We start from the raw sequence: 19,349 nt of genomic DNA on the forward strand, positions 1-19,349 counted from the left end.
AGTAGAACGAGCTTATCTTTGAGTTAAACAAACCCGTTATGAAACATCCAACACTTTATCGCTCTCAGATTATTTATTTAATCAGTTTATTTTGCATGTTCATATCCTGCGACAAAATCAAGGATGCTCTAGGTGACGACCAAGATGCCAGAGGTCTAGAACTGTTCTTTGAACGAGATGAATATATGCAAGGAGAAATTATCGAAGTATCCTATGAAGGTTCCTTTTCAAAGGATCGCATGAAAGTTAATATTGCCGGAAAGGAAGTGGATTTAATACATCATAACAATAAATTCTTAATGATGGTACCTCTTGATCAGAGCGGAGAGATAACCATTCAAGGCAAGGAATTAACACGAACTTATAGAATACAAGTGCGTTCCTCCGGTCCAGCAGAACCTGATCCAGATAAGTATGTTGAAAAAATACTTGCTAACCAAGCTGCACAGATGGCCTCCTTAAAAGAGGGGCTTGATAGTTTGGTTTCCTTTGGAGTTTTAACCCAAGCCCAGGCCAATCAACAATCTACTGTTTATACAGATAGTCTAGCTAAAAAGAAAACAGATTTTGCTAAACTATCAGCAGATCAAAAACAAATTGCAGTCAAATTTCTGAAAGCCAATTATCAAAACATTAAGGAAGTTGATGATTTAATCATGAAACAATTAAGACCAGCGATTATGCGAATTGGTCAACTCGCAAGAAATGAAAAATCAGCTTATTCTTATCAAACGAGTTGTCAGCAAACAGATTTCTTCCAAAAGACAAACTGCATCATCTATAATGAATTAATCCCTTTAACATGGAAAATATCAAGCGGTATTCTCCTCAGTTATGCGGCAGTAGAATTCTCATCCTTATCTGGTTGGGGTGTAATACCAGGGCTAGCAGTCGCGGGATCTTTGTTCTATTTTCATATTATCCCAGCGACCATACAATTAAAATCAAGTCTATGGGAAATCGGCTCCACGACGATGATTTATGTAGGTGAAGTATCAGATGAAATCCTTGCTAATTCTAACTTGCTACATGCAGGAATTAAGGGGCTAAAGGCTGAAGGACCAGTAGGTGGGCAATCAGCGAGTGAATTTCACCATTACATCAAAAAGAAATTCAACTTTAAGCTGAAAGCAAGAAACTTACAACCACAATTGGACCAAGAAAAATATGGCGAATTGTTCCAAGCATTCAGCAAATTCCAATCGGTATGGAATCTACCTTTTGCAAGTAAAATCTTCGGAAATAAACCTTCTTGGCCTATTGAAAGAAGTAAAACCATAAATCCACCGGATATAAAATACCTTACGCTATATATTGATAACGCTAAAGTACAAGGTAAAATAACTGGCACCAATAACAATATGGAAATACATTTTTACTCAAAAGAACTAGGAGATCAAAATTTCAATTATAAAATAAATTATAACGATGGTTTTTCCACAATCACGTCCAAAGATAAGCCAGCAAAACTATTGTTTTTAAACCCTGATTATCAATTGGAGGTTTACCATAGATTATTGGAAGTAGTGCCATATAATTATAGCGTATATAACTTTACTAGAGGTTCATTGATAACGACACTAAAGCCTGGAGATGCTTTTTCATATTATTTAGGTCAACAACTATTTGTAAGGCTAAAGTATAAAGGACAGTATGTTCAAATCGCCAAGGAAGGTGATCATACTTTCGGTTTTTATAACAATAGTGATACCATCAGGTTTAGAGAAAAAGATTACTACCTGAATAATGCTGTGATGGTTTTGGAGGATTTAACCAATGGGCATCCTATCGTTTTTCCTATGAACCTTAACATTTCCAATGCAGCCTACCGAATGGTAGCAGGGAAAAAATTGGTCTCGACTATGCCTTCGGGTGGTAAAACTACCTATACTTTATTAGGCAATGGTAAAATCCAAGGTGGTGGACCAGAATATACTTGGTCACTTTCTTACAGTGGTTCAAGTCAAATAAAACAAGATTGTCAAGTTGGATATGATCCTAGATTAAATTTTGGAGGAATCACTTCTGGCGAAGTGATTGGTTCTATTCTTTTATCCTATACCAATGGTAGTCCATGCTGTGTTCCAAGAAATCCAGTTGAAATTTTCAAGGACGGCCGGATTGCGGAACTTCGAAATTGCACTTTAAAATTAAGCCTTCAATAACATTCAAATTCACTTCTATAAAAGATAAGAAAAACCACTGCATCTCTATTGTCCACAACCGTACGCCTACTGTTCACTATCGAACAGTAGGCGTACGGCGTTTTACATCTACTAACCTACTTACCAATTACTTACATTTATGGCAAAGTACTTGAAACAGCTAGTATAAAGATCATAGAACTAACCAAAAGAATAACAGCACGATATATCAAACCATATGAAACAGCTTGCATTCCGAAATATCTTAAAAAACAAAACCTATAGTATCATCAACATTATTGGTTTGAGTATTGGTTTTGTTCTATGCTATTTAGTTTTCTCGGTAATTATCGAGGAGAATTCTTACGATAAGAGTTGGTCCAAGTCTGAGCAGATTTATCGCATTATCACAGAAGATAGCAGTCTTGGTCAGGTTAATAGTAACCCACAGGCATATATCAACTTTGGCTATGAATTGCAGAAGAATTTTCCAGAAATCCAATCCGCTTCTCATATTCGTAATAACAGTGTCTACTTAAACTTGAATCCTGCAGATCCGAACACCAAAGAATTTGAGGGTTTGGAAGCAGAAGAGAATGTTTTCGATTTATTAGATATCCATGTGTTAGAAGGAACTCCTAAAAACAGAATAGCAGGAAAAAGGAATATCATGATTAGCAAATCGTTCAAGGATCAATATTTCCCAAATGAAAATGTAATTGGTAAGATCCTATTATCTGCTGACCCATATGCCGAAGAACAAAAAGAATACATTATCACTGGTGTCATGGCTGATTTGCCTTATAACTCCGTTCTTCGCACTTCAATCATTCAACTCATTGGAAGACCTAATATGCCCCTGAATGCCGATGGTGGTGGATTCTATTTCCAACAGTTTATCCATATTAAACCTGGAACCGATATTCAGCAGTTGACAAATAAAGTCAACAAATGGTATAGTGAGTTTTTAACAAATGACGCCCATTTAAAAACACATTTTAGCCTTCAACCCTTAACGGATATCTATTTGGATCCTCTAGGAGATTCGAAAATAAGTGGAAACCAAAAGACCAATATGATATTTCTTTCCGTGGCATTATTGGTATTGGTACTTTCCTGCATCAATTATATAAATATCTATGCGGTCAGAACCATCAAGAAGGTAAAATCCATACATCTACATAAGGTACTCGGTGCGAAACGTAGTCAATTAATCAAATCACTACTTCTAGAAACTTCTATCATCTTTGGAATTGCCGGAATCATCTCCTTTGGCCTTTTTCTGCTTATACTGCCGGTATTAACTTCCTACTTAGATTTTCAACTGGTTTTTGTAAAAGAAAAGCTGTTTTTACTAGCAGGCTTAAGCCTTTTTATTATACTATTCCTAAGTCTAATAATCGGATGTTACCCTGCTTTTATGATTTCCAATATTAAAATAGCCGAAGCTTTAAGGAATAAAATCAAAACAGGCAATCAATCCGAAGTATGGATAAAAAGGGCGCTTATTACCCTACAATTTTCTATTTCATTGATCGTAATAATTGGTTTAATAACCATAAAATCCCAAATCAGTTTAGTTCAACACAGTGACTTAGGTATAAAGACAAAAAACATCCTAGGCATCAATTACTTTTCATTAGGCAAACAGGTACATGCTGTAAAAGCAGAACTAGAAAAGATAAGTGGCGTAGAACAAGTCAGTATTACACGTTGGGTTCCCAGCCAAGGGACAGGTCATTTTTCCAAACAGATTCCAGATCCTCAGAATGAAAGCAATAGAATAGATGTCAATTTCATTACAGCAGACCAAGATTTACCTGATATTCTTGGATTCAAATTGCTAAAAGGTCGAAACCTGACCTCTGCTGATTACGATGGAATTAGTGAGGGCAAAGATGATGGAGAAGAATATAAAATACGAAAAGTACTGCTTACTGAAGGTACAGCAAAACGATTAGGCATTACCGAACTAGGTTTCCTTCATCCTCAACTAAAAGTTATTCCTGTAGGCATAATAGCAGATTTTCATAGCCAATCTTTACACAAAGCCATCGGCAATACAGCTGTTGTAGCAATGAATTTGGAATCTTCAGGGAGCATTTTAATTAAGTTAAAAGCAGGTCAAGAAACTACTTCCTCGAAAGCAATAGGTGCGGTGATGGATAAATTCTACCCGAACCGAATGTTAACTTATGAGTGGATTGACGATCTTTATCAACAAGCCTACGCAAAAGAAACTAAACAAGCGCAGCTTTTTACTTTGTTTTCCGGGCTGGCACTTTTCATCTCTGCTTTAGGGATCACAGGATTGCTGATGCAAAGTGTAGAACAACGCAGCAAAGAAATCGGTATCCGTAAAGTACTAGGCGCATCAATAGCGAATATCAGTAACCTATTCGCTAAAGACTATGTCTTGATGGTGCTATTGGCAACCCTACTTGCTAGTCCATTAGCATGGTACCTCTCCAACAAATGGCTGGAAGATTTTGCCTATAAAATAGAAGTAAAATGGTGGTTTTTTGCCCTTAGTGGATTAACTGTTTTGATAATCACTTTAATCACCGTTAATCTACAAACCATTCGAGCTGCCATGGTCAATCCTGTAAAAACATTACGTGACGAATAAGAAATACCTAATTATTAAACTATGAAAACAGCATGGCGCTTATTTTTCCGCAATAAACAAGTAAATTATATTAATCTTCTTGGACTGTCCTTGGGATTGAGTATGGTGTTTATGCTATTCTGCTGGTCCTTAAACGAGTGGAGCTTTGATCAATACCATCAAGATACCAATCGCATATTCCGGTTAACTGCCGAGAATAAAGAAAAGGAAATTATTGATCGTCAACCGCTTCCTTTGCGGGATAAGCTAATCCATAATATGGATGAAATCGAGACCGCAACAGCTATCCGTGGAATTACCGGCATATTGCCAACCATAAAATCAGGTGATAAGCTGTGGAAGGAAAAACAAGTAGCCTATATTGACGAGAACTGGTTTAAGGTCTTTGATTATCAATTTATTGCTGGAGGATTCGAATCATTCAACAAACAACCGCATTCCGTAATACTTACTGAAGATAAAGCTAAGCTTTACTTTGGGCCAAATACAAATCCAATTGGAAAAACAATTTATATCGATTCAGAACCCTATGCTGTACAAGCAGTATTAAAAAATAACCCCAGCAATTCCAGCTTTCAGTTTCAAATTTTCCTACCTATTGCTGCAAGGCACCTCCATACATTTTGGAAAGAAAGAGATCAATATGATTTCATTCCAAGCTATAGCATCTTTATTAAATTGAAGCAAGGGATTATCCAAAACGAAGGCTTAAACCAAGCCATTCAAAACCAAGGATCGGATCAATGGAAAGCATCTTATAAAAACTACCTGACTCCCTTAAGCCAGATACATACCGAAAAGGGCATAACTACATCAGATATAACCAATCGTGGCAATAAAAACCTAGCTAATGCCATTTTCATTTTGGCTGTTTTAATTATGTTATTAGTGGCCATTAATTACATCAACCTGAGTACCGCCAAATCTTTCTCAGCCGCCAAAGGAATTGCTTTAAGAAAGGTCATTGGCGCAAGCCGAATCCATATTATTAAACATTTGATATCAGAGGCTTCCATCATAGCTACGCTCTGCTTAGTATTGGCAAGCCTGTTAACTTTTTTCTTATTACCTCTATTCCAAGATTTATTGGGCATTACCATCCATGTAGGGTTGTATCAGGTTTTAATGGGAATAGGGCTGTGGATTCTTCTCTTATTCATTAGTTTCACCTATCCTATTCTACTCTTCTCAGCCATCCCTGCCTTAGGCAACTTAAAAAATATCGAGAAGATTAAATTGGGAAGTACATCCAAAAGATCTTGGTTAGTCGGATTTCAACTCGCCTCAGCCATGTTATTGATTACTTGTAGTATCGGAATTGCCCAGCAGATGAATTACATCAAATCATCCTATGAGAAATACGATTACCAGCAACTTGTGGATATCTTATTGCCTTTTTATTCTGGTGAATCAAGTCTACAGAAAAAGCAACTCTTCTTAGAAAAAGTCAGTGCATTGCCGGAGGTACAAATAGCTAGCTTAAGTTCCACCATCATTGACGAATACAACGAAGACAACAGCCTTAAATGGACCGGTAAATCAGATACGGCAAACTATCAGCTCAATATTCTACCCGTTGATGAAGCTTTTCAAGCTTTGTATGAATTACAAATTCAAGAAGGGAGATGGTTTGAGGACAACAGAAAGACTGACCAAGCCAATTTCATTATAAATGAAACTGCTGTTAATCGTATGGAATTGAAGCAACCAATTTTGGGAACAAAGATCAATTACGATGGAAGAGAAGGTCAGATAATTGCGGTAGTAAAAGACTTTCCATTTCAAAAAATGCAGCATAAAATACAGCCTTTAGTATTAATCAATGATCCAAACTATAGCAATACCATAATCATACGGACGAATCAAACGGGTTTACAAGAAACAATGGAAAAACTTAACCCCATTTACGAAGAATTATATCCAGAGGAACCTTTTCAATATCAATTCATCAAGGAACAAGTGGAAGCGGTTTACCGAAGCGACAACAATGTAATGAAATTAGCCTGGGCTGGTACTATTGCAGCTATCCTTATCTCTGCCCTTGGTTTATACGGTATTTCACTATTCAATCTGGAACAAAGGAATAAAGAAATTAGTATCCGTAAGGTTTTAGGCTCATCTGCATGGGAAATCTTCCAACTGCTCAGTAAAAACTACTTGATCATACTTATCTTTAGTCTGTTTGTCAGTATTCCAATCGCCTGGATTCTATTGAATCAATGGCTACAAAATTTCGCCTTCAAAATTCAAATAATTTATGGAGTCTTTATTCTAGCTGTAGTCCTACTCACGGTTATATGCATGTTGAGCATAGGATTTCAAACTTGGCGAGCAGCGAAAGCAAACCCCATAAAAACATTACGTAATGATGATTAAACAAAAAATAATTCAAAAATAAATTAAGCATAATACTTATAACATGATCAAATTAGAGCAAATTTTCAAGTGGTACAATGTCGGAGGTACCAAGTCATTTATATTAAAAGATATCAATCTAGAAATTGAAGAAGGGGATTTTATATCCATTATGGGGCCTTCCGGATCAGGGAAGTCTACCCTATTGAATGTAATCGGTATGTTGGATGAACCCAATGAGGGAAAATACTTCTTTATGGATGAAGATGTATTAGAAATGAAACCAAAAAAAAGAACCCAACTTTTTCAATCGCATATAGGCTATGTATTTCAATCCTACCACTTAATTGATGAGTTGACGGTTTATGAAAACATTGAAACACCTTTGATCTACAAGAATATTTCCTCTTCAGAACGCAAGAGCATCGTCAGTGACCTGCTTGATCGCTTTAACATTGTTGGGAAAAAGGATCTTTTCCCGGCACAGCTGTCCGGAGGTCAACAACAGATTGTAGGGATAGCCCGTGCATTAGCTGGTTCACCAAAATTATTATTGGCAGATGAACCTACAGGAAACCTGAATTCCAAGCAGGGCGAAGAGATTATGGCACTTTTCAAGCAATTGAACGAAGATGGAGTGACCATTATCCAAGTAACGCACTCCGAGAAAAATGCCGAATATGGAAAACGTATTATCAATATGCTGGATGGGCAATTGAAGCAATAATTTTAGCCAATTTTTGTGATGTGCCTTTATTTTCGTAAATTTCGTTGTGAACGAAAAAGAAATAAAGGCACTAATTTATCTCTTGGACGATCCTGATGCGGATATCTTCCGGGAAATCGAACACAAACTTATCACCTGTGGTCCTGAGGTTATTCCCCTGTTAGAAAGCTCTTGGGAATCTTCTTTTGATCCACTATCCCAAGGTCGCATCGAGAATATCGTCCATAAAATCCAATTTGATCAAGTCAAGAATGACCTCCAACTTTGGAAGTTGAACAATGCTGAAGATCTGTTGGAAGGCCTTTTAATTGTCAATCGTTATCAATACCCCAACCTGAACGATGAACAGGTTTATTTCCAACTTGCCGAATTAAGACGCAATGCTTGGTTCCACCTCATGTATGATATGAGTCCTGTGGAAAAAGTAAAATTGCTGAACAATATCCTCTTCCGCGAATTTGGTTTGTCCGGAAATACCAGTAATTACCATGACCCTCAAAATTCCTTTATCCATAAGGTATTGGAATCTAAAAAAGGAAATCCAATTAGTCTAGCCTGTATCTATGCTTTGGTAGCTCAAAAGTTGGATATACCCATCTATGGTATCAACCTGCCCAAACATTTTGTACTTGCCTATGTAGAAGGCGAAAACAACGATAAAGTATTATTCTATATCAATGTATTCAACCGAGGACAGATTATGCGCGAGGAAGACATCTTTGCCTTTCTGCGCCAACTGAATCTTCCAATATCGGATGAGTACACCCTACCATGTGACAACCTGGCTATCATTAAGCGCGTTCTAAGGAATCTTATTGCCGCTTATGACCATATTGACAACGCCGAGAAAAAACTCGAAGTAGAGCTCCTATTGTCGCTTATAGAAGGTGGAGAGTAATGGCATTTGTGGAGACAACGGGTGATAGGGAAAAGACAACAGATGATAGACAATAGACATCAGATGATAGACAATAGACATCAGATTTTAGACAATAGACATCAGATTTTAGACAATAGACATCAGATTTTAGACAATAGAAAAAGACCTGTTAAGCTGTAAAGATTTTATGGTTGGGCGGGCGATGCATGCATCGCCCCTACAAACAATCGTAATTTTATTATCCCAAACCACCATAACCGTAGGGTCGAAGCATGCTTCGACCGTTTCCCCCTTTCTATCTCCCATCTCATATCTAATAGCGCTGCGGTCTCATGTCTACTTTCCACTTTTTCCTTTCTACTTCTGATGTCTTTTGTCTGTTGTCTCTACGTCTCTCACAAGGGTTTGATTCGACACTTCTTTGGATCTCCTTCGGAACTTGTTCGGAACTCCTTCGGATCTCGTTCGGTTAGAAGCGAACGAGATCCGAACAAGATCCCTATCAGATCCTTAGAAATTCCCTAGGGTTCTCGAAGCAAACTGGAGGAAAACATACAGCAAACTCCTATTGGAATCGGAGCAACTAGCATGAATAAACAAGTTCTATACAACAAAAAGGATCTTACTGTGCAGCAAGATCCTTCATTATAAATATTCGTTTAAGGTCTGGAAGTATTCCGATTAATTTCTGGCATCTAAGGAGAGGCTGATAGGGCTTAATCCGGAGCGTTCAAAAGTAGCGTTCGGGGCAACATCGCCTTCGGCATTTTTATCAAATCGGTAAACCGCTTTGGATACTGGATCAGCCACGTACAGGTATTTGCTATCCTGACGAAAATCCAAGTCCACATCCGTAGGTCCTTTAAGTTTGGTATTCGCACCTGTGATGATACGTGTTGGCGTAATTGTTCCACTAGCTTTGCTGATTTCCGAGAAATTTTCGAAGATCAATATTCGGCCAACCGGATCTCCCGATGTTGGCGTGGTATAATCGGTCATTGCTAAAACATTATTGACTGTATCAATCGATACCCCTTGTATATTATTGGCACCAGTAACGGTCAATGAACGCGTAGGTTGAATATTATTTAATGCAATATCACGAGCACTAATTAATTTCTCGAAGATATCCAATCCACCATTAGCCCCTTGGCGGCTCAAAATTAAGTTGCTGTTGACAATGGTCGCATCAAAATACAGTTTAGAACCTGCGAATTCAAAAATCTGGCTTGGAATAATCTGTCTATCGATTCCTCTAGGGCGATCATATACCAAGACGGAAGGTGTTCCATCTAACATTTGAACGACATATAATTTGTCCAAGAAAGGGTGGAATACCAATCCCCTCGGGCTAACCATTCTTTCATAAATGATCTTCCCTCTATTGGTCAATTGACCTGTTTGGCCGACGTACATGCTATAAACCGTTGAATCTCGTTCGGTACGGTTTAAAGAAGATTGGAAGACGGTTTGTGCACCCGGGTGAAAATAGATAGCGGATCCCCCAGCTGCAGGAGATAAGAAGTCTAGTTTTAGTAATCCAAAATCGGATGAATCGGCATTGGATACAATGGAAACATTGTAGATTTTGGGCTTATTAATATCAAATTGATAGTCACTGTAGGAAACATATAATCTAGAGATAGCGCTACTTTTAGCAGGCTCATCGTCATTCATTTCACAAGCGGTAAATAATGTAAGTGCACCTAAAAAGACTAGGGGTAATAACCATCTATATGTCATAGAGAAAATATTTTATTACAAATGTATAAAAATATCCCTTTCAGCGCTCGTTAAGGGATGTTAAGATTGATAATTTGAATAAATACATCGTTTTTTGTAACATTGCAGAATAGATTTTAGGCCCCATGGAGAATAAAGAATTTGAAAGAGAGAAGCTTTCCTTGCCTAAAGAAGGGAAGAAGTTGTTGCTACATTCCTGCTGCGCACCCTGTTCAGGGGAAGTGATGGAGGCATTGATATCCTCCGACATTGATTTCACCATTTATTTCTACAATCCCAACATTCACCCACGCAAGGAGTATGATTTGCGCAAAGAGGAGAACATCCGATTTGCAGAGAAGCATAATATTCCATTCATCGATGCGGATTATGATGTTGACCATTGGTTTGAATTAGCCAAAGGAATGGAGAATGAGCCAGAGCGTGGTAGCCGTTGCACGATGTGCTTTGACATGCGTTTTGAAAAGACAGCAGAATATGCTGCTGCCAATGGCTTTGATGTGATTTCGAGTTCCTTAGGGATTTCGCGCTGGAAGAACATGGAGCAGATCAACGATTGCGGCTTAAAGGCGGCATCCAGACATCCGGAAATGGAATACTGGACCTTCAATTGGCGTAAGAAAGGTGGATCGGCTAGAATGCTAGAGATCAGCAAAAGAGAGAAGTTCTATATGCAAGAATATTGCGGTTGTGCTTACTCCTTACGCGACACGAATAAGTGGCGTATGGCGAATGATAGGCCGAAAATAGAACTAGGTAAAAATTATTACGAATAGCCTGTAGGATTTTTTAAAAATAAATTTCATTTATACTTAATTAATCGTTACTTTTGCAGGCTCAAATGCAAGATTGTGAAGTATCTAAAACAGTATAGAATACCCTTCTCAGGACTTTCGACAGGTAAACACAGTTTTGACTTTGAAATTGATGAGAAGTTCTTTGCTTGTTATGAACATTCCTTAGTGCAGGAAGGCGATCTGAAAGTGGTTGTTGACTTGCAGAAACAGGAGAACATGTTGGTGGCAAATTTCAACATCCAAGGCACAATAAAATTGACTTGTGATGTTTGCTTATCCAGCTTTGATTATCCGGTTGAGATTAAGGAGCGTGCATTGGTAAAATTCATAGAAGAGGATTGGAATGAGGACACCGAGGAGGTGGTTGTACTTTCCAAGAGCGACTATGAGTTGGATATTGCGCCTTTGTTGTATGAGTACATCAATGTTGCAGTTCCTCCTTACACGAAATGTTCAGAGCAGGGTGTTGGTGTAAATTGTGATCCGGTTATGTTAGAGCGGATTCAGAGCGAAAACGAAGAAGACTTATCAGGTGGAGAAGATGGCAACATTGATCCACGTTGGGAAGCATTGAAAAAAATTAAAAATAACTAAAACAAAAATACGAGATGGCACATCCAAAACGTAAAACTTCTAAATCTAGAAGAGACAAGAGAAGAACGCACTATAAAGCAGAAGCACCAGGCTTAACTGTTTGTAAAGAAACTGGCGCGGTACACAGACCACACCACGCTTATACAGTAGACGGTAATCTATACTATAACGGCAAATTAATCGTTGAGCATACTGCTGCTGTCTAAAGACATCTTTCAAAAAAACATCCCAGAAAAGTATAATATTTTATATTATTCACTTTAACTTGGGATGTTTTTTGCGTATTATTGACTAATATAAATAATAACGAATGAAGATTGGATTAGACGTGTTGGGGGGCGATTATGCACCAGATTCGAATATCAAAGGTGCTATCGAGGCTCAGAAAATACTGGAGGACACGCAGCGTATCGTGTTATTTGGCGATGAAGAAGCCATACGTAACGCCCTAACTGCGGCCGGTGCTGACCCCAGCAAATTTGACTACGTTCATGCTCCTGAGGGCATCAGCATGCATGAGCACCCGACAAAAGCGATCACACAAAAACCAAATTCCTCCATTGCAAAGGGATTTGAACTATTAAAAAGCGGAGCGATCGATTCGTTCTCTTCCGCGGGTAATACAGGGGCCATGTTGGTGGGCGCCATGTTCAGTGTAAAGACTGTTCCTGGGGTCATCAGACCTGCCATTGCAACTAATGTTCCCAAACTAAAAAGCGGCTTCGGCATCCTATTAGATGTTGGTGCCAATGCCGACTGTAAACCCGAGATGTTAAACCAATTTGCTGTACTTGGAAGCTTATACGCTGAACATGTCTACGGCATTCCTTCACCAAAGGTTGGGCTTCTCAACATTGGTGAAGAAGAAGAAAAAGGGAACAACTTAACCATTGCGACCTATCCCCTCCTGAAAGAAAACAACAAAATCAACTTTATTGGAAATGCCGAAGGGCGAGATTTATTCTCTGACCATGCCGACGTCGTAGTCTGTGACGGCTATACCGGTAATGTAGTCTTGAAATTGGCAGAATCTTTTTATGTGGTGACCTTGAAAAAAGGTATTAAGGATCAATTCTTCGATCGGTTTAACTATGAGCAATACGGGGGCAGCCCTATTTTGGGCGTAAATGCACCTGTCATCATTGGCCATGGAATTTCAACTCCGGAAGCCATTAAGAATATGGTTTTATTGTCTAGAGATATGATTGCGTCGCAGTTTGTGGACAAGATCAAATCGGCCTTTAATTAAGAAATATGTCAAAAATACATGCAGCCATTACCGCTGTAAATGGTTATGTCCCTGACTATATCCTAACCAATAAAGAGTTGGAGACTATGGTTGACACGAACGATGAATGGATCGTTACGCGCACCGGAATTAGTGAAAGAAGAATATTAAAGGAACCTGGAAAGGCGACTTCAGACCTAGCCGTACCTGCGGTAAAAGGTCTTTTGGAAAAGCGTGGCATCTCGGCAGAGGAAATTGAACTGATTGTTTTCTGTACAAGTACTCCAGATATGCTTTTCCCAGCTACAGCAAACATATTGGCCGATAAAATCGGCGCTAAAAATGCTTGGGGTTTTGACCTGCAAGCAGCTTGTTCCGGATTCTTATTCGGCTTAACAACAGGTGCACAATTTATCGAATCTGGAAAACACAAAAAAGTTTTGGTTGTTGGAGGAGATAAAATGTCCGCTGTAGTCAATTATAAAGATAGAAATACCTGTATTTTATTTGGCGATGGATGTGGAGCGGTATTATTGGAGCCAAATGAAGAAGGAAATGGCGTAATTGACTCTGTTTTAAAAACAGATGGTTCCGGTGGCCAATTCTTAAATATCAAAGGTGGCGGATCATTAAATCCAGCCAGCTATGCAACTGTAGATGCAGGTTTACATTATGCCTACCAAGAAGGACGTACGGTATTTAAATTTGCCGTAACGAATATGGCTGATGTAGCTGCAGAAGTGATGGAGCGTAATAACCTGACATCAGAAAATGTCGACTGGTTAGTTCCACACCAAGCAAACAAACGTATTATTGATGCCACTGCAGAGCGCGCTGGGCTTCCGGAAGAAAAAGTGATGGTTAACATCCAGAAATACGGAAACACCACAAGCGGCACCATCCCATTGTGTTTATGGGAATGGGAAGACAAGCTAAAGAAGGGCGACAACCTGATTTTGGCAGCCTTCGGTGGTGGGTTCACATGGGGCTCAATTTATTTGAAATGGGCGTACTAATACGACATATTTTATTACCTTTATAGCTAATCATTTTTACAAAAAATTAAACAAACCTGCTAGCATATGAGTATGGATATTAAACAAATTCAAGATCTGATTAAATTCGTTTCAAAATCAGGTGTGAATGAAGTATCGATTGAAGAAAAAGATTTCAAGATTACGATAAAGACGAACCAAGAGCCAACGTACGTTACGGCTACAGTTCCTGCAGCAGTTGCAGCAGCGCCTGCGGTTGCTCCAGCAGCAGCACCGGTTGCAGCAGCATCGGCAAGTCCAGCAGCAGCGCCTGCAGACGAAAGCTCGAAGTATATCACTGTAAAATCGCCAATCATTGGTACATTCTATCGTTCTCCAGGACCTGATAAAGGATCTTTTGTCAACGTAGGTGATGAAATCGCTCCAGGAAAAGTATTGTGTATCGTTGAAGCCATGAAATTATTCAATGAGATTGAATCAGAAGTATCTGGTAAAATCGTGAAAATCTTGGTTAATGACGCACAACCTGTGGAATACGATCAACCTTTATTCTTAGTAGACCCTAGCTAAAGGCTCGGTGATAGTATCACCGAAGACAAAAACAGCTACACTATTGAAATAAAGAGTTACATTAATCAGCATTATGTTCAAAAAAATATTAATTGCCAATAGAGGTGAGATTGCACTTCGAATTATCCGTACCTGTAAGGAAATGGGGATTCAGAGTGTTGCTGTATATTCTACAGCAGACCGCGACAGTTTACACGTTCGCTTTGCGGACGAAGCGGTATGTATCGGCCCTCCTGCAAGTAAAGATTCCTACTTAAATATCCCGAATATCATTGCTGCTGCGGAATTAACCAATGCAGATGCCATTCACCCGGGATATGGATTCTTATCAGAAAACGCCAAATTCTCTGCTATCTGTGCAGAATACGGCATCAAGTTCATTGGTGCTACCGCCGAGCAAATCGAGAAGATGGGTGATAAAGCTTCGGCTAAGGATACCATGAAAAAGGCCGGTGTACCAACGGTACCTGGATCAGTAGGTTTGGTTCCTGATGTGAAAACAGGAATGAAATTAGCGCATGAAATGGGTTATCCGATTATCCTTAAAGCTACTGCCGGTGGTGGTGGTCGCGGGATGCGCATTGTGTGGAAAGATGAGGAGTTTGAACCAGCTTGGGATTCAGCTCGTCAAGAAGCAGGTGCAGCTTTCGGTAACGACGGAATTTATTTAGAAAAATACGTAGAAGATCCACGCCATATTGAGATCCAAGTAATTGGTGATCAGTACGGTACAGTATGTCACCTTTCTGAGCGTGACTGTTCTATCCAGCGTCGTCACCAGAAATTGGTGGAAGAGGCTCCATCGCCATTCATCACACCAGAATTGCGTGCTGAGATGGGTAATGCTGCTATCCGTGGTGCTCAAGCCGTAAAATATGAAGGTGCTGGAACCATTGAGTTCTTAGTGGATAAACACCGCAACTTCTATTTCATGGAAATGAATACACGTATTCAGGTGGAACACCCTGTAACGGAAGAAGTCATTAACTTCGACTTGATCAAAGAACAGATTAAAGTGGCTGCAGGAATTCCTATCTCTGGTAAGAGCTATGAACCGACCATGCATGCTATCGAATGCCGTATCAATGCGGAGGATCCGTTTAACAACTTCCGTCCATCTCCAGGAAAGATTACAAACTTCCATTCACCAGGTGGTCATGGCGTTCGTGTAGATACGCATGTGTATTCTGGATATACGATTCCACCGAATTACGATTCGATGATTGCTAAATTGATTTGTGTGGCACAAACACGTGAGGAGGCAATCAATACCATGGAGCGTGCATTAAGTGAGTTTGTCATTGAGGGTGTGAAAACAACCATTCCTTTGCACTTACGGTTAATGCGTGATCCAAACTTCAGAGCAGGTAATTTTACCACCAAATTCATGGAAACTTTCGACCTTACGGAGTATCCTGATGAGGAAACTGTATAAAATTTACTTTACATAAGCAAAACATGCCATTCTTCTGCCGAAGAATGGTATTTTTGTTTTCTAACGATTCAACATACCCTTAGAAAATTACATGTCTAGGAACATTAAACTTATTCAAGCCATAAAGGATAAAGGAAAAAACATCGAGGCAGAAATGTCTTTCTTCGATCACCTGGAAGTCCTTCGTTGGCATATCATCCGTTCTGTCATTGCAATCATCGTATTTGCCATCATAGCCTTCACCTTTTATGACTTTGTATTCGAGGAGGTCATCATGGGTCCTAAGAATTTAGATTTCTGGACTTACCGCATGATGTGTAAGGTAGGGCATGCCTTCAACCTCGAGGGATTCTGTGTGGAGAAGATACCATTTAACTTGATTAATACCGATCTAGGTGGTCAGTTTATGTTGCAGATTAATTCATCTTTATTGATGGCTATTGCCATGGGCTTCCCCTACCTCCTATTTGAGGTATGGTTGTTCATCAAACCGGCCTTAACAGACGTCGAGCGTAAATCAGCGCAAGGCTTCGTAGTATATGCTACTATCCTGTTTTTAATTGGGGCATTATTTGGATACTATATTGTGGTTCCATTATCGGTCAACTTCTTAGCCAATGTATCCCTAAGTGATGAAATTGTCAATCAAATTACGATTGACAACTATTTATCGACCATAGCAACCCTAACCTTGGGTTGTGGAATCATCTTTTTATTACCTATCTTAATCTTCATATTATCGAAGTTGGGCATTATGACACCGCAATTCATGCGTGCAAGTCGTCGTTATGCTATCGTGATTATCTTGACGATTGCCGCGATCATTACACCAACTGCAGATATCATAACCTTATTGACGGTAAGTGCGCCAATGTTCCTGTTATACGAATTGAGTATCATGGTATCGGCGAACGTGAAGAAAAAGAAGGATTTAGCAGAACAAGAGTTTTACAACACAAAATAACACATCATGTCTAAAAGAATAGCAATTGGCAGTGACCATGCCGGAGTAGAATACAAAGCAGCGTTAATTCCTTTCTTGGAGGAGCTTGGCTATACGGTTCAGGATTTCGGACCAAGCACAACTGATTCGGTAGATTACCCTGACTTTGCGCATCCAGTTGCGAGTAGTGTGGAGAGCCAAGAGAATGACTTAGGCATTTTGATCTGTGGTAGTGCAAATGGTGTAGCCATCACGGCAAATAAACACCAAGGCATTCGTGCAGCGATCTGCTGGTTGGAAGAAATTTCGGCTTTAGCACGTCAGCATAACAATGCTAATATTGTATGTATTCCTGCTCGTTTCATTGACTTGGAACTTAGCAAACGTATCGTTCGCACATTCTTGACAACGGATTTTGAAGGTGGCCGTCATGCCAATCGTGTGAACAAGATTTCCTGCGGATAACCAATTTTAAATCACCATATGAAAAAGTATCTTTTAGTATCCTTGTTGATACCGACCTTATTCAGCTGTTCGGTAAATCAACAAACCCTTCAGAAAAAGTATGCAGACTTATTAACGGAAGAATCTGCAAGAGCACATCTGACAACCTTAGCCTCTAAGGAATTTGCCGGTCGTGGAACTGGACAGGAAGGTGGAAAGAAAACCGTAGAGTACATAGCCAAAGTCTTTCAAGACCTTGGATTAAAACCCGGCTTTAATGGTTCATATTTCCAACCGGTATCACTTGTAAGGACTTCCTATGTGGTTGATAACTTCAGTATCAACAATAAACCATTGGTAAATGGTACAGACTTCTTTGTGCAAGGAAGTAATACTACGAAGACTTTTCAGGCGAGCGATATTGTCTTTGTAGGCTATGGTATTCAAACCGACAAATACAATGATCTAGCTGGCTTAAATCTAGCTGGAAAGGTTGTTTTAGTTCTGAATGAAGGCGAGCCAATGGACAAAAATGGCAACTCCCTAATCACAGGTAACAGTAAGCTTTCTGACTGGTCGACCTCGCGTTCTAAACGTCTTCAGGAGATCATGAAACAACAGCCTGCATTAATTCTTGCTACTAGCTCTCAAGCAGCTGATATCATCAAGCGCTTCGGATCTCGTATGTCGGGAGGAAGTTTTCGATTGAAATCATCAGATACAGGCAACAATAATAATAGCACCGCAGCACCAGTGGTTAATATTCCAGTGGCTACAGCAAATGAGATCTTGGCTGCTAAAGGAAGCAGTTTAGCCAATTATAAGGCTGCTGTTACAAGTACTTTAAAGCCTAATTCTTTCGTTATAAATTCCGCTGTCAATGGGACGATGGGTGTTAAGAAAGAAGACTTCTTTGACCCGAACGTATTGGGTGTTATCGAAGGAACAGACTTGAAAAACGAAGTGTTGGTCATCACTGGTCACTATGATCATGATGGTGTGCTACCTGATGGAACATTCTTCCCAGGTGCAGATGACAATGGTTCTGGAACTGTTGGCGTAATGGAAGTGGCTAAAGCTTTTGCAGCAGCTAAAAAAGCAGGTAAAGGTCCTCGTAGAACCATCCTATTCATGGCTTATGCAGCAGAAGAAAAAGGATTATTAGGCTCGGCATTCTATGCTGATAATCCTGTTTATCCTTTGGCTAATACCGTTGCTAGTTTAAATATGGATATGATCGGTCGTATCGATGATAAACATTTAAACGGCAACCATAATTATATCCATGCGATTGGTTCTGATATGTTAAGCTCTGAGCTTAAGGTAATCAATGAAAAAGCCAATCAGCAATTCACACAAATGGAATTGGATTACATGTATGATGATCCTAAAGATCCAATGCGTATTTATTACCGCTCGGACCAATACAATCTAGCGAAGCATAATATTCCGGTTATTTTCTATTTCTCTGGATTACACCCAGACTACCATACCCCTAACGATACGGTAGATAAAATTGATTTTGGAATGATGACCAAGAGAGAGAAATTGGTTTTCCATACTGCATGGGAAATCGCAAATCGCGACAAAAAATTAGTCGTAGATAAGACACCTGCACCAGCTAATTAATACACATTAAGACGAGCTAGTACAGTTAAAATTTTAATAAAAGCTTATAAAAAAGCCTTAGATTATTCGATAATCTAAGGCTTTTTTCATTTTTATTTATCACTAAAAACAGTGTTCAAATAGGCATAAAGGCTATATTTTTAATTTTATTAACTGTCTTAGTAAAATTATTTTACTTTTTTTCTTGGCAGTGTGAAAACAGTACCTATATTTGTGGTGTACTAATATACTAATAC

General features: G+C 39.2%; 16 protein-coding genes. 15 read left to right on the forward strand and 1 reads right to left on the reverse strand.

All coding sequences use genetic code 11. From position 1 onward, the window contains the following. Window positions 1-38 precede the first annotated feature (38 nt). From ABD676_RS02195 to ABD676_RS02215, 5 genes are all read left to right on the forward strand, one after another. Window positions 39-2,165: a hypothetical protein gene (locus ABD676_RS02195; RefSeq protein ID WP_344673032.1), complete on the forward strand. Its 2,127-nt coding sequence runs from the start codon at window positions 39-41 to the stop codon at window positions 2,163-2,165. 217 nt (window positions 2,166-2,382) lie between these two features. Then, the gene (locus ABD676_RS02200; protein ID WP_344673033.1) at window positions 2,383-4,773 is read left to right on the forward strand and encodes an ABC transporter permease; all 2,391 of its coding nucleotides are present in this window, start codon (window positions 2,383-2,385) and stop codon (window positions 4,771-4,773) included. A 21-nt stretch (window positions 4,774-4,794) separates the two neighbouring features. Then, window positions 4,795-7,149 (forward strand): ABC transporter permease, encoded by a 2,355-nt coding sequence (locus ABD676_RS02205; RefSeq protein ID WP_344673034.1) that lies wholly within the window; start codon window positions 4,795-4,797, stop codon window positions 7,147-7,149. Between the two features lie 43 nt (window positions 7,150-7,192). Next, window positions 7,193-7,855: an ABC transporter ATP-binding protein gene (locus ABD676_RS02210; RefSeq protein ID WP_344673035.1), complete on the forward strand. Its 663-nt coding sequence runs from the start codon at window positions 7,193-7,195 to the stop codon at window positions 7,853-7,855. A 46-nt stretch (window positions 7,856-7,901) separates the two neighbouring features. Then, complete coding sequence (locus ABD676_RS02215; RefSeq protein WP_344673036.1) at window positions 7,902-8,753, forward strand: transglutaminase-like domain-containing protein; 852 nt, start codon at window positions 7,902-7,904, stop codon at window positions 8,751-8,753. Window positions 8,754-9,416: 663 nt separating this feature from the next. Here ABD676_RS02215 and ABD676_RS02220 read toward each other — a convergent pair. Then, entirely contained in the window at window positions 9,417-10,478 is a 1,062-nt protein-coding gene (locus ABD676_RS02220) for a hypothetical protein (protein ID WP_344673037.1), read from the reverse strand. Between the two features lie 125 nt (window positions 10,479-10,603). On the opposite strand from ABD676_RS02220, the gene ABD676_RS02225 reads away from it, so the two are divergent. From ABD676_RS02225 to ABD676_RS02270, 10 genes are all read left to right on the forward strand, one after another. Next, window positions 10,604-11,254, forward strand: a complete 651-nt coding sequence (locus ABD676_RS02225) for an epoxyqueuosine reductase QueH (protein ID WP_344673038.1) — start codon at window positions 10,604-10,606, stop codon at window positions 11,252-11,254. Between the two features lie 75 nt (window positions 11,255-11,329). Next, window positions 11,330-11,869: a YceD family protein gene (locus tag ABD676_RS02230; protein ID WP_344673039.1), complete on the forward strand. Its 540-nt coding sequence runs from the start codon at window positions 11,330-11,332 to the stop codon at window positions 11,867-11,869. A 14-nt stretch (window positions 11,870-11,883) separates the two neighbouring features. Beyond that, entirely contained in the window at window positions 11,884-12,075 is a 192-nt protein-coding gene (gene rpmF, locus ABD676_RS02235) for a 50S ribosomal protein L32 (protein ID WP_344673040.1), read from the forward strand. A gap of 104 nt (window positions 12,076-12,179) precedes the next feature. Beyond that, window positions 12,180-13,118, forward strand: a complete 939-nt coding sequence (gene plsX, locus ABD676_RS02240; protein WP_344673041.1) for a phosphate acyltransferase PlsX — start codon at window positions 12,180-12,182, stop codon at window positions 13,116-13,118. Window positions 13,119-13,123: 5 nt separating this feature from the next. Beyond that, a complete protein-coding gene (locus ABD676_RS02245) occupies window positions 13,124-14,113 on the forward strand; it encodes a beta-ketoacyl-ACP synthase III (protein WP_344673042.1) in 990 nt (329 codons plus the stop codon). Window positions 14,114-14,179: 66 nt separating this feature from the next. Continuing rightward, entirely contained in the window at window positions 14,180-14,662 is a 483-nt protein-coding gene (gene accB / locus ABD676_RS02250; RefSeq protein WP_344673043.1) for an acetyl-CoA carboxylase biotin carboxyl carrier protein, read from the forward strand. 73 nt (window positions 14,663-14,735) lie between these two features. Beyond that, window positions 14,736-16,097, forward strand: coding sequence for an acetyl-CoA carboxylase biotin carboxylase subunit (gene accC, locus ABD676_RS02255; protein ID WP_344673044.1), 1,362 nt, complete (start codon window positions 14,736-14,738; stop codon window positions 16,095-16,097). A 91-nt stretch (window positions 16,098-16,188) separates the two neighbouring features. Next, window positions 16,189-17,061 carry a twin-arginine translocase subunit TatC gene (gene tatC, locus ABD676_RS02260; RefSeq protein WP_344673045.1) on the forward strand — a complete coding sequence of 291 codons (873 nt, stop codon included), beginning with the start codon at window positions 16,189-16,191 and terminating at the stop codon, window positions 17,059-17,061. A gap of 6 nt (window positions 17,062-17,067) precedes the next feature. Next, window positions 17,068-17,505 (forward strand): ribose 5-phosphate isomerase B, encoded by a 438-nt coding sequence (gene rpiB, locus ABD676_RS02265; protein WP_344673046.1) that lies wholly within the window; start codon window positions 17,068-17,070, stop codon window positions 17,503-17,505. A gap of 18 nt (window positions 17,506-17,523) precedes the next feature. Continuing rightward, a complete protein-coding gene (locus tag ABD676_RS02270) occupies window positions 17,524-19,113 on the forward strand; it encodes a M28 family peptidase (protein ID WP_344673047.1) in 1,590 nt (529 codons plus the stop codon). Window positions 19,114-19,349 lie beyond the last annotated feature (236 nt).

Source organism: Sphingobacterium kyonggiense (assembly GCF_039536825.1).
Classification (GTDB): Bacteria; Bacteroidota; Bacteroidia; order Sphingobacteriales; family Sphingobacteriaceae; genus Sphingobacterium; species Sphingobacterium kyonggiense.